The sequence below is a fragment of the Cronbergia sp. UHCC 0137 genome (assembly GCF_034932285.1).
Taxonomy (GTDB): Bacteria; Cyanobacteriota; Cyanobacteriia; order Cyanobacteriales; family Nostocaceae; genus Cronbergia.
The window spans coordinates 14,555-29,109 of record NZ_JAYGHC010000010.1 but is presented as its reverse complement, the minus strand read 5'-3'; the positions used below and the strand labels follow the sequence as shown (position 1 = coordinate 29,109).

The window sequence follows — 14,555 nt, the reverse complement described above, 5'->3', positions numbered from 1 at the left end:
AACTTATGAATATTTCCCCATCACAAAAACGCGAACTATTAGCGAAACTACTACAAAAAAAAGCCGCTAAACAACATTTCCCCCTTTCATTTGCTCAAAAGAGATTGTGGTTTCTCGATAAATTACAGCCAGGATTATCAGTTTATAATTTACCTGCGGCTTTGCGGTTGACTGGTAATCTTGATGTCACTCGTTTAGAGAAAAGTTTACAGTCAATTGTGTTGCGTCATGAGATTTTACGCACCAGTTTTATTGTAGTTAATGATCAACCTGTACAGAATATTGCAGCAAATATCAAACTAAATCTACCTTTAATTGATTTGCGAGAATTATCACAAGAAAACCAAGCATCACAAGTCATAAAGCAAGCTAGATTACTCACAGAACAGCCGTTTCAACTTACAGAACTGCCTTTATTGCGTGTTGCATTACTGCAATTAAGTGATATTGAATTTGTGTTGGTTTTGGTGATGCACCACATTATTACAGATTACTGGTCATTTCGTGTTTTGGTGCGAGAATTAATCTCACTTTATCAAGGAGAAATATTAGCAGAATTGCCAATCCAATTTGGAGATTTTGCAACTTGGCAACAAAAATGGTTACAAAGTGAAACTAGGAAAATTCAATTATCATATTGGCAAGAGCAACTTAAAAATTGTCTTTGTGAATTGTCTTTACCTACAGATCATTCACGCAAAGCAATACAAACTTTTAAAGGAGCGAGACTATTTTTCAATTTATCATCAGAATTATCTGAGGAATTGCGACAATTGAGCCAACAAAATGGCGCTACAATATTTATGACGCTGCTGACAGCATTTAATATTTTATTATATCGCTACAGTGGACAGGATGATATATTAGTTGGGTCTACAGTTACTAGCCGCGATCGCTCAGAAATTGTCAACCTCATCGGGCTATTTGTTAATAATCTCATATTTCGCACCAATTTATCTGGAAAGCCCAGTTTTCTCTCACTCCTTAACCAAGTCAAAGAAACAGTTTTAGGCGCGTTATCTCATCAAGATTTACCCTTTGAAGATTTGGTAGAACAACTACAACCAGAACGAAATTTAAGTCAAAATCCTTTATTTCAGGTAATGTTTATTTTGCATAACACACCCAATCAAACTACAAATTTACCAGGCTTAAAAATTGAACCTTTAGAAACAGAACATTCTACATCTAGGTTTGATCTCAGCTTAGATATGTACGAAACACCAAATGGTTTTAGGGGAACATGGGAATACAGTACAGAACTATTTGAAAAAGCAACTATTGAAAGGTTTAGTGAACATTTTCAGCTTTTATTATCAAATATTGTTAATAATCCAAATCAATTTATTAATGAGTTACCATTACTAACAGCAAAAGAGCAAAAATTAATCACAAAATGGAACGATACACTTACAGAAATTCCCGAATTAACAGTTTATGAATTATTCAGTCAACAAGTAGCAAAAACTCCAGATAAAATTGCTATTATTTTTGGTAATAAATCCCTAACTTACCAACAACTAGAACAAGCAGCTTGTGAACTAGCCGCCTATTTACAAAACATAGGAGTACAAGCAGAAACCAGAGTAGGAATTTGTTGCGATCGCTCCCCAGAAATGGTAATCTCCCTATTAGCAGTCCACAAAGTCGGCGGTGCTTACGTTCCCCTCGATCCCAGCTATCCCCAAGAGCGGTTACAATTTATAATTGAAGACTCACAAATATCAATCTTAATAACTCAAACAGCTTTATTAAATAACAAAGAAATAGCGTTAAATACACCTCTCAAAACTCCTCTCTGCGCCTCTGCGCCTCTGCGTGAAATAAAAATCATTCCCCTCATCAGCGACAAAACCAGTGATTTCTCACCCCCCCACAAACTCGCCTACCTAATCTACACCTCCGGTTCAACCGGAACACCCAAAGGCGTGCAAATTTTGCACAGAAGTTTAAGCAACTTCTTAATCGCAATGTCCAAAACACCAGGACTAACAGCAGCAGACAACCTCCTAGCCGTCACCACCCTAGCCTTTGATATTGCAGCCTTAGAGATTTTCCTACCCTTAATTGTCGGCGCGTGTTTAGTCCTAGTAGAACGGGACGTTACCCTAGATGGAGAGAGATTAGCACAAGCGATCGCCCAACATCAAATCACCATCATGCAAGCCACCCCCGCAACTTGGCGATTACTTTTAGCCAGTGGTTGGGAAGGTAAACAAGACTTAAAAATTCTCTGTGGTGGAGAAGCATTAGATAACACCTTAGCCCAACAACTATTATCCTGCACCCAAGAAGTCTGGAATCTTTATGGACCAACAGAAACAACCATTTGGTCAGCCGCCCAGAAACTCAGTATAGATGAACCAGTCACCATCGGTCATCCCATAGCCAACACCCAATTTTACATCCTCGACGAACATTTACAACCCGTTCCCATAGGCGTACCCGGAGAATTATATATTAGTGGTGCAGGAGTCGCCAGAGGATATTGGCAACGCCCAGACCTAACAGCAGAAAGATTCCTCCTCAAAACTCCTTCCCTTTGCGCCTCTGCGCCTCTGCGTGAATACACCCTCTACAAAACAGGCGATCGCGTCCGCTACCGAGAAGATGGTAAACTAGAATACTTAGGAAGACTAGATTATCAAGTCAAAATTCGCGGTTTTCGCATTGAATTAGGAGAAATAGAAGCGGTAATAACACAACATCCCCAAATATCACAAGCAGTAGTGACAGTCAGAGAAGAAGAACCTCGCTTAGTAGCCTATATAATCCTCAACTCTCAGAATACGGTTGATTTACAACCATTCCTAGCCAGCAAACTACCCAAATATATGATTCCTGGGGTATTTATGATTTTGGAAACATTACCCCTCACACCCAATGGGAAAGTTGACCGTAAAGCCTTACCTACACCGAATACTCAAGCACTGGTACATGAAACGCCGCGCACCCCAACAGAGGAAGTCTTGGCGAATATTTGGGCGACAGTGTTGGGTGTCGAGTCAGTGGGTATTGAGGATAATTTCTTTGATTTGGGGGGACATTCCCTACTGGCGACGCGGTTAATTTCTCAAGTGCGGCAGGTATTTGGTGTAGACTTACCTTTGCGTCATCTGTTTGAAAGTCCAAAAATTGCTGATTTAGCAAAGGTGATTGCAGAAAGTCACAGGGAAATTAAGCCCATATTGCCGATTTCTCGTAGTGGTAATTTACCTCTATCCTTTGCCCAGCAACGCTTTTGGATTTTGGCACAGTTAGAACCAGATAGTCCTTTTTATAATATTCCTTTGGCGGTGCAAATTCGGGGCGAGCTTGATTTGGAGAGTTTGCAGCGCAGTTTTACAGAAATAGTACAACGACAGGAAATTTTGCGATCGCATTTCTTGAATATTGATGGACAGCCTGTTTTGAGGATTGCTGATGTTGATGTTAATATACCTGTGATTGATTTACAGGGATTACCGGAGTCTGAACAGCAGGTGCAGGAGTTGGCGCGTAGTGAGGCACAGCAGGCTTTTGATTTGGCTGGTTTGTTGTGGCGGGTGCGGTTGGTAAAATTGGGGGAGGGGAATCAGGTTTTGTTGTTGACTTTACATCATATTATTGCTGATGCTTGGTCTGTGGGGTTGTTGGTTCGGGATGTTTTTCACGCAGAGGCGCAGAGACGCAGAGAGGAGGACAGGATTCAGTATGTGGATTTTGCTTTTTGGCAGAGGGAGTGGTTGAAAGGGAGGGTTTGGGAGGAACATTTGGAATATTGGCGGGGACGGTTGGAATCTGCGCCGGTGATGTTGGAATTGCCTACTGATTACCCGCGTCCGGCTGTACAGTCTTTTCGGGGGGCTGTGTATGGGTTTGGGTTGTCGGCGGAGTTGACTCAGGGGTTGAGGGGGTTGAGTCGCCGTTATCACAGCACTTTGTTTATGACTTTGTTGGCTGTTTGGAATGTGCTGTTGTATCGTTACAGTGGTGCTGATGATATTGTGGTTGGTAGTCCTGTAGCTAATCGTAATCATGTAGAAACGGAAGAATTGATTGGTTGTTTTGCCAACACTCTGGCTTTACGCACTGATTTGAGTGGAAATCCTAGTTTTGCTGGTTTATTGTCACAGGTTCGGGCGACGGCTTTGGGTGCGTATGCCCATCAGGATTTGCCTTTTGAACAATTGGTAGATATACTACAACCAGTGCGATCGCTCAGTCATTCGCCGATTTTTCAAGTAATGTTGGTGTTGCAGAATTTACCGTTGCAAGATTTGGATATGGGGGGCATAGAATGGCAAGTAATTGAAACTGATAGTGGTACAGCTAAGTTTGACCTGACTTGGTTTGTGAGCGAAACTGCCCATGGTTTAAGTTGTAAGTTGGAATATAATACTGATTTATTCGCAGCCACAACAATTGAGCGTTTGGCTGGACATCTAGAAACGTTATTAGCAGCAGTAGTTATCAATCCCCAGCAACATATTAATGATTTGCCGTTATTGACTACTTTTGAACAGCAACAACTCCTACAATGGAACGCCACCCAGCGTCAATATCCTCAGCAGTGTTTACATGAGTTATTTGAGGCACAGGTGAGACAAACCCCGGAAAGTATAGCGGTGATTTGGGGTGAAGAACAGCTAACATACCAAGAATTAAATACCAAAGCCAATCAATTAGCTTACTATCTGCAAAGTTTAGGTGTACAGCCAGAAACGCCTGTGGGAATTTGCGTTGACCGTTCCCTAGATATGATCATCGGTTTATTGGCTATTCTCAAAGCTGGTGGTGCTTACGTTCCCCTTGACCCCACCTATCCCCAAGCCAGATTAGCATTTATTATTGAAGATGCCCAAATGCAGGTTTTACTTACCCAGCAAAAACAATTAACCAAACTCCCCCAACTCCAAATCCCCATAATTTCCCTAGATTCCCCACTCAACACTCAACAGTCAACAGTCAACAGTCAACCATCAACATCCAACCTAGCCTACATCATCTACACCTCCGGTACTACAGGCATTCCCAAAGGAGTCGCCATTACCCACCAAAGTCCAGTTACACTAATGTATTGGGCGCGAGAAATTTACTCACCAGCAGAATTAACAGGTGTTTTAGCTTCCACTTCCATTTGTTTTGATCTTTCAGTCTTTGAAATCTTCGTTCCCCTGAGTTGGGGAGGTTGTGTCATCCTGGCTGATAATGCCCTACAATTACCGGAATTACCAGCCGCAGCACAAGTAACGTTAATCAATACGGTTCCATCAGCCGCCAGAGAATTACTACGTTTAAATGGCATTCCCGCAGCAGTGCAGACGGTAAATTTAGCCGGTGAACCTTTACCAAAATCCCTGGTAGACGCACTTTATCAACAATCTACAATTGAACGATTATATAATCTTTACGGGCCTTCGGAAGATACCACCTATTCTACCTTTGCCCTGATTCCCCGCAATAGTCAACAAGCCCCGACAATCGGCAAACCCATTGCCAACACTCAAGTTTATATCCTAGACCAAAACCTCCAACCCGTTCCCGTTGGTGTACCTGGGGAAATTTACCTCAGTGGTGCAGGGTTAGCCAGAGGTTACTGGAAGCGTCCAGAGTTGACGGAAGAGAGATTTATTAATTGGGGAATGGGGAATAGTCAACTTTATAAAACAGGCGATCGCGCTCGTTATCTCTCAGATGGTAATATAGAATATCTGGGACGTTTAGATCATCAAGTCAAACTACGCGGTTTTCGCATTGAATTAGGAGAAATCGAAGCGGTACTTAACCAACATCCACAGGTAACACAGGCTTTAGCAATAGTTCGTAACGACACCCCAGAACATAGTCGCTTAGTGGCGTATATTGTTCCTAAATCTCACATTGAAACAGCAGAATTAAGGCAATTTTTAGCAGACAAACTCCCTGCGTATATGCTACCAACGGCATTCGTTATCCTGGAAACTTTACCTTTAACAGCTAATGGTAAAATAGACCGTCATGCTTTGCCCATACCTGATATCTCCCCTGTAAATACCACCGCAACTGCACCCAGAACAGCCATAGAACAAAAATTAGTTAATATTTGGAGTCAGGTTTTAGGGATAGAATTTCTCGGTATTCACGATAACTTTTTTAGCTTGGGTGGTGATTCCATTCTCGCAATTCAAGTAGTAGCCAAAGCCAATCAGCAAGGACTGGGATTGCGTCCCCGGCAGATGTTCCAATATCAAACAGTGGCAGAACTAGCAGCCATTGTGGACACCCAAATAACATTATCTAGTGACCAAGCACCAGTCACAGGAGAAATTCCTTTAACTCCCATTCAGCACTGGTTTTTTGAGCAAAATCTAGTAGATGCACATCATTGGAATCAAGCCATACTTTTAGAAGTACAACAATCTCTCAACCCTGATTATCTACGGCAAGCATTAGATCAACTAATAGCACACCATGATAGTTTGCGTTCATACTTCCAACAAACCCCCGACGGTTGGCGACAATTTGCAGCAACAAATCCAGTCCCCCTCCTCGCTTGCGGGGAGGGGTTAGGGGTGGGGTTTTATTATATTGATATGTCTTTGGAGATTCTCACCCCTGAAAAAGTATCAGATACTATTGCCAATATTGCCAATGATTTACAAACAAGTTTCAACCTAGAAACACCGCCATTGCTGCGTGTAGCCTACATTAACCTTGGTGAAACCCAAAATCATCGCCTACTAATCATCTTCCACCACTTAATTATTGATGGTATATCTTGGCGAATTTTTCTCGAAGATTTGCAACTAGCATACCAACAACTTAGTCAAAAACAGGAAATCCAACTCCCAACCAAAACCACATCCTATCAACAGTGGGCAAATAAACTTCAAGATTACACCTGGAGTAGGGATTTACAACCAGCATTTAACTACTGGACATCTCCCCTTTGGCAGCAAATACCACCTTTACCCGTAGATTATGCCCAAGGTGCTAACACAATGGCAGATGTAGATACCTACTCTACATTTCTCAGTGTGGCAGACACCCAAGCCCTACTGCAACAAGTTCCTAATGCTTACCGCACCCAAATCAATGATGTTTTTTTGACAGCATTGGTACTAACCTTCCAAACCTGGACAGGTGAAAATCGGCTGTTAGTGGAACTTGAAGGACATGGCCGAGAAGATTTGTTTCCAAGTGTAAATTTATCTAGAACAATGGGTTGGTTTACAAGCCTATTTCTGGTATTATTAAATATAAATCCGTCTGCCGATCTAGAGATTTCCCTCAAAGCCATCAAAGAGCAACTGCGGCAAATACCAGACCGTGGAATTAGCTATGGATTGTTGCGTTATTTAGCATCTCCAACAATTCAAGCCACACTCAAAGCGATACCATCACCACAAGTCAGATTTAACTATTTAGGACAATCTGACCAAATTTTTTCGGAAAAATCCCTATTTACCCCAGCCCGTGAATCTATCGGAAACAGCCGTAGTCCCAAAGGAAATCGGAACACCCTCATTGAAATTAACAGCATCATCACAGGAGGAAAACTGCGATGTGATTGGACGTACAGCCAAAAACTGCATCAACTCCAAACCATCACCACCTTAGCAGACAACTATCAAAAAATACTAATATCCCTAATTCAACATTGTGTCACCCCTGACATTAGCGGGTTTACCCCGTCTGACTTCCCGCAAATGGATTTCACCCAAGACGAATTAGATAAATTGTTAGCAGAGTTATAAAAAGCAAAGTCCTCTTACTCTCTGCGCCTCTGCGCCTCTGCGTGAGCCTAATTAATACTTATATCACAAAACCAAAAATCATACAATCTATGGATAAACGCCAAAATATAGAAAATATCTACCCCTTATCTCCCATGCAGCAGGGAATGTTGTTTCATACCTTGTTGACACCACAAGCAGGTGTGTATGTACCACAAATTTGTTTGTATTTAGAAGGAAAACTAGATATCAATACCTTACAAACTGCTTGGGTTCAAGTTGTGAAAAACCATGCAGCCTTACGCACAGCCTTCTATTGGGAACAGCGAGATAAACCCTTTCAAGTTGTATTTCGCCAAGTGGAAATTCCTTGGAAATTGTTAGATTGGCAGACAATATCAGATGCAAAACAGAAAGTAGAATTAGAGAAGTTTTTAGAGAGCGATCGCATTTTTATTTTCGATCTAAAACAACCGCCCTTAATGCGTTTTAGTCTCATTCAATTATCAAAAATTAAGTATATTCTTGTCTGGACACAACACCATTTAATTCTTGATGGTTGGTCAGCAGCATTAGTAATTAGAGAAGTATTTCAGAACTATTATAATTCCCCATTTTACTATCCTAATTCCCGTCCTTATGGTGACTATATCGCCTGGTTACAACAACAAGACAAAATCGCTGCTAAAACATTCTGGCAACAGCAACTCCAAGGATTCATCACACCCACATTAATAGACCAATTCTCCAGAAAAGAAAATAAAAAATTCACACCCCAAGAACAAACTCGCAATCTCACACCCAGTCAAACCACTTTTTTACAACAGTGGGCAAAACAGCAACAATTAACCTTGAATACTGTTTTACAGGGTGCATTTGCTTTATTATTAAGTCGTTATTGCAATACCACAGATGTAGTATTTGGTGCAACCTCATCAGGACGACCGGCAAACTTAGCTGGTGTAGAATCAATGGTGGGGTTATTTATCAACACCTTGCCGGTGCGGGTGCAGGTGTCACCGACAGATAATTTAGTTGAGTGGCTGCAAAAATTACAAGCACAACAAGCAGAAGCTTTAGACTATGAATATACATCCCTTTTGGAAATTCAAGAATGGAGTGAACTTGCACCAGGAACTTCATTATTTGATAGTATTTTAGTCTTTGAAAATTATCCAATTGATACATCTGTAATTTCAGAAAATCAAGATTTACATATTACTGATATTCAATCTTTAGAATGGACAAGTTTTCCCTTAACGATGTTGGTTTCTATCGCGAATCAATTGTCATTGAAGGTGAAATACGACAGCAACAGATTTACAGATTATGCCATTACTCAATTATTAGAGCATTTTTGTAATTTGTTATTAGGAATAAGTCAACCAGAACAAACTTTAGAAAGCATACCCTTTTTAACTCAGCAAGAGTATGAAACCATCCACAAATGGAATCAAACAGAAGCATATTACCCCATAGAATGTATTCATCAGCAATTTGAAACCCAGGTGGAACGAACACCAGATAATATTGCTGTGGTGTTTGGAGAAAAACAACTTACTTATCAAGAATTAAATCAACGTGCTAATCAATTAGCCCATTATTTACAAACCTGGGGAGTGCAACCAGAAACACCTGTGGGGATTTATATTGAACGTTCCTTAGAAATGGTGATTGGGATATTAGGTATCCTTAAAGCTGGGGGTATTTATGTTCCCCTTGATCCCGCTTATCCTGCTTCTAGATTAACATATATTATTGATGAAACCCAAGTCCCTGTAGTGTTAACTCAGGAGAAGTTGTTAGCAAAATTGCTAGGGTTTACCTCTCCCCAAGCCTCAAATAGCAAAGGTTTAAGTAAAACTTTGTGCTTATGTTTGGATACAGATTGGCACGAAATAATCGAGCAAGATCAAGATAATCCTACCACATCTGTTAATGTTGATAATGCAATTTATATCATCTATACTTCTGGTTCTACTGGCACACCAAAGGGGGTAATTAATACTCATCGCGGTATTAGTAATCGGTTATATTGGATGCAGCAAGAGTATGATTTAAAAATAGGAGAAACCGTTTTACAAAAAACACCTTTTAGTTTTGATGTTTCGGTGTGGGAATTTTTCTGGACATTACTTAACGGTGGTTGTTTGGTGATGGCTAAACCGGGAAGACATCAAGATCCAAGTTATTTATTAGAAGTAATTGAACAACAGCAAATCACGACATTACACTTTGTCCCAGCAATGTTGGGAGTATTTTTAGAAGAACCAAATTTAAGTGAACGTTGTCGCAGTGTAAAGCGGGTAATTTGTAGTGGTGAAGCTTTATCAATAGAAATTCAAAATCGTTTTTTTCAGCATTTGAAGTATGCAGAATTACATAATTTATATGGACCCACAGAAGCCGCAATTGACGTAACATATTGGCAATGTCAACCTAACAATGATTTACATACAGTTCCTATCGGTCGTCCTATTGCTAATACACAAATTTACCTTTTAAATGATTATTTACAACCAGTTCCTTTAGGTGTTCCTGGTGAAATTTACATCGGTGGTGTAGGGGTTGCTAGGGGTTATTGGAAACGTCCAGATTTAACTGCGGAAAAATTTATTCAGAAGGCAGAAGGCAGAAGGCAGGAGGCAGAAGGACAGAGGGGAAATACTAACTCTACTCCCAAATTCCAACTCAGCACTTTATATAAAACAGGCGACCTTGCCCGCTATTTGCCTGATGGTAGTTTGGAATATTTGGGACGGTTGGATAATCAAGTTAAAATTCGGGGGTTGAGGATTGAATTAGGTGAAATTGAAGCGGTACTAAATCAACATTCTGATGTGCAGCAAGCGGTGGTGATTTTGGATTCAAAACATCCTGAAAATAAACGTTTAGTTGGTTATGTAGTCAGGAAAAACAAGAGCGAAGAATCAGAAAATTTCACCAATGAATTACAGAAATTTCTGATATCTCAATTACCAGATTATATGCTGCCGTCTGTGTTTGTGGTGTTGTCAGAATTGCCTTTGTTACCCAACGGAAAAATCAATCGTCAAGCTTTACCTGAAACTATACGCGATGCTAATCAATTATATCTTGCACCGCGCAATTCTACAGAAACGATTGTTGCCAACATTTTAACGGACGTTTTGCGACTAGAACGCATGGGAGTAGATGAAAACTTCTTTGAATTGGGGGGAAATTCCCTTTCAGCAATTCGAGTGACATCAAGAATCAGAGAAGCTTTTCAATTAGATTTACCCCTACATAGTGTATTTGAAAAACCCACAATTGCTGGACTTGCAGAATTGATTGAAATTTTGCAACAAAGTATCCAACAAATGGCAAGTACCCCATCTAATAAATTAGGTCGTAAGGAGATTTCGCTATGAAGACAATAGAAAAGTTTTTGGCACATCTTTACAATCTAGATGTGAAATTGTGGGTAGAAGATACTAATTTGCGGTGTAGTATTCCTGACGATGTGCTGACAGATGAACTTAGTGTAGAATTGCGATCGCGTAAATCGGAAATCATCAATTTTTTACGTCAAGCTAAGTTATCTACAAATTATACACAAGCAATTACCCCAGCAGAACGTAACAGCCATCTTCCTCTTTCATTTGCTCAACAAAGATTGTGGTTTTTAGAACAATTACAACCCGATAGTTATACTTATAATTTACCTACAGCAGTCCGATTGAAGGGGATTTTGGATATAGTTGTGTTAGAGCGATCGCTAAATACCATTATCCAACGTCATGAGCTACTACGCACAAACTTCAAAACTGTAGATGGTAATCCAGTTGTACATATTCAGCCGAGTGTAACGCTTCCCATTGCTGCAATTGATTTACAAAATTTCAATCTTATTGAACAAGATGAAGAAGTCCACAACTTGGCTTTAAAAGAAGCACAGACACCCTTTAATTTAGCCACGGATGTATTATTGCGGGTGAAAATTATCCAACTAGCTGAAGATGAAAACGTAGTGTTATTTACCATGCACCACATCGTTGCTGATGGGTGGTCAATGGAAATATTAATTAAGGAATTGAAAATTCTTTATACTGCCTTTATTGCTAATCAACCATCCCCTTTACCAGAGTTAGAAATTCAGTATGTTGATTTTGCAATTTGGCAAAGAAAATGGTTACAAGGAGAAGTTTTAGAAACCCAACTAGATTATTGGCGACAACAATTAGGTGGTATCCTGCCAGTATTACAATTACCCGCCGACTATCCCCGTGGAAGAGTGCAAACATTTCGGGGTGCAATTGAGTCTTTTTCCCTTTCTTCAAAGTTAAGTCAAGACATCATTAAACTGGCAAAAAATGCAGGTGTCACCCCCTTTGTTACCCTTCTAACAGCTTATAAAATTCTCCTACACCGCTATACTGGACAAACAGATATAATTGTTGGGACTCCCGTAGCTAATCGTCATCGTCGGGAAATAGAAGGTTTAATTGGCTTTTTTGTCAACACATTAGTATTGCGGACAAGTTTAGCAGATAATCCCAGTTTTCAGGATTTATTGCAACAGTTAAAAAATACAACTTGGCAAGCTTACGATCATCAAGATATACCTTTTGAAAAATTAGTAGAAGTTCTACAACCAGAAAGAGATTTAAGTTTTAATCCGTTATTTCAGGTGAAATTTCGGTTAGAAAATGCCCCTACAGAAAAATTAGAATTACCGGGATTAACTCTCACACCTCTAAATCGCACAGAAGCCAGTGCTAAACTAGATTTAAGTTTGGATATGTATGAGACATCAAAGGGTTTTGTTGGTGCATTTGAGTATAACCGAGATTTGTTTGCACCAGAGACAATTAACCGCATGATAGGACATTTTCAGACGCTATTAACGGCGATTGTTGAGAATCCAGAAAAACAGATTTCCGAATTACCATTACTGACAGAAAGTGAAAAGCAAACTATTCTTATTGATTGGAATCAAACTGAGGTAGAATTTCTCAGCCATTTAACCTTTCAGGACTTATTTACAGCGCAGGTAGAAAAGACACCGGATGCAGTAGCGGTAATATTTGAAAATCAGTCCCTTACTTATACAGAACTCAATCAAAAAAGTAATCAAATTGCCCATTATTTGCAAAAAAAAGGAGTCAAACCAGAAGTAATTGTGGGATTATGTGTAGATCGTTCCCCTTTAATGATTATCGCTTTATTAGGTATCCTCAAAGCTGGTGGTGCGTATCTTCCTCTTGACCCTAATTATCCCCCAGAACGGTTGGGATATATGTTGGCTGATTCTCAAGTTCCGATTTTACTGACACAAGCAAATCTGAAACTTCCTACTTCTCAAAATTATGAAATAATCAATTTAGATGCGGACTGGGAAAAAATTTCTCAATGCAGTATAGAAACCCCAGAAAGTGAAGTTACACCAGAAAATTTAGCTTATTTAATCTACACTTCTGGTTCTACTGGTAAACCAAAAGGAGTGTTAATTCCCCACATCGGTTTAACAAATCTCACCCAACATAAAATCCAAGTTTGTGATGTTCATCCTGGTGATTGTGTACTGCAATTTTTCTCTATTAGCTTTGATGCTTCCATTCCCGAAATCATCATGGCTTTGGGGAATGGTGCTAAACTTTGTCTAGCCAAATCAGAATCTTTACTACCAGGAGAAACCTTACTAAAACTATTACAAGAAAACGCAGTTACTCATATTACTATCACCCCCTCAGCCCTATCTCTACTTCCTTCAGCAGACTTACCACATTTGCGAATGATACTCGTAGGAGGAGAAGCACCATCTCCTGAATTAATTACCAAATGGTCAAAAGGAAGACGTTTTATTAACGCTTATGGACCTACAGAAGTTACAGTTAACGCCAGCATGGTACTTTGTGGTAATGTTCATCCTTTGCTTCCTACAATTCGTCCCAGCGCCAACAAACAACTATATATATTAGATCATTATTTACAACCAGTTCCCATTGGTGTAATTGGTGAACTTCATATTGGTGGAATAGGTTTAGCAAGAGGTTATTTAAATCGTCCAGATTTAACAGCAGAAAGATTTATATCAAACCCGTTTTCTCACTTTAATAATCAATCCAGTCCCCCTCCTCGCTTGCGGGGAGGGGCTAGGGGTGGGGTTTTAGACGTAAGCAAAGAATCTCGTTTATATAAAACCGGTGACTTAGCTTATTACTTACCAGATGGTCGAATTAGACTGTTAGGAAGAATTGATAATCAAGTCAAAATTCGTGGTTTTCGCATTGAACTCCAAGAAGTGGAAACAGTATTATGTCAACATCCTGCGGTGCGTGCTGGAGTTGTAATTGTCCGCGAAGATCAACCAGGAGAAAAACGTTTAGTTGCTTATATTGTTGCTAATAAAATTATCCCTTCTTCTCCCACTTCTTCCGAAATGCGTCGCTTTATGCGAGAGAAATTACCAGAGTATTTAGTACCTGCTACGTTTGTAGTGCTAACAGATTTACCTCTAACACCTAACGGGAAAGTAGATATTCATTCTCTTCCTGCACCAGAACAAGTTTTATCAACTACTGAATTTATTGCCCCTCGTACAGAAATTGAAACGCAATTAGCTGATATTTACGCCCAAATACTCAAATTAGAAAAAGTGAGTATTGACGATGATTTTTTTGAATTAGGAGGACATTCTTTAATTGCAACTCAATTAATTGCCCAAGCTTTACAAGTGTTTCAAATTGAATTAACTGTGATGGATTTGTTTGATGCACCCACAGTAGCGGGTTTAGCAGAACGAATTTTACAACGACAACTCACCGCACAAATTCCAATAATATCTGATACCACCAATCATGAACGAGAGGAATTTGAAATTTAGGACTATCTGAA

3 protein-coding genes are annotated in these 14,555 nt (G+C 39.8%); all 3 read left to right on the top strand.

The genetic code is table 11. From position 1 onward, the window contains the following. Positions 1-5: 5 nt before the first annotated feature. Complete coding sequence (locus tag VB711_RS06780; RefSeq protein WP_323285054.1) at positions 6-7,718, top strand: non-ribosomal peptide synthetase; 7,713 nt, start codon at positions 6-8, stop codon at positions 7,716-7,718. 89 nt (positions 7,719-7,807) lie between these two features. Continuing rightward, on the top strand, positions 7,808-11,089 hold the full coding sequence (locus VB711_RS06775; protein ID WP_323285053.1) for an amino acid adenylation domain-containing protein: 3,282 nt from the start codon (positions 7,808-7,810) through the stop codon (positions 11,087-11,089). Next, complete coding sequence (locus VB711_RS06770; RefSeq protein ID WP_323285052.1) at positions 11,086-14,544, top strand: amino acid adenylation domain-containing protein; 3,459 nt, start codon at positions 11,086-11,088, stop codon at positions 14,542-14,544. Before VB711_RS06775 ends, VB711_RS06770 begins: the two co-directional genes overlap by 4 nt. Positions 14,545-14,555 lie beyond the last annotated feature (11 nt).

What these genes read in the sequence shown, in the direction of transcription:
- VB711_RS06780 (WP_323285054.1), top strand. Translation starts at nt 6, where the DNA reads ATGAATATTTCCCCATCACAAAAACGCGAACTATTAGCGAAACTACTA.
- VB711_RS06775 (WP_323285053.1), top strand. Translation starts at nt 7,808, where the DNA reads ATGGATAAACGCCAAAATATAGAAAATATCTACCCCTTATCTCCCATG.
- VB711_RS06770 (WP_323285052.1), top strand. Translation starts at nt 11,086, where the DNA reads ATGAAGACAATAGAAAAGTTTTTGGCACATCTTTACAATCTAGATGTG.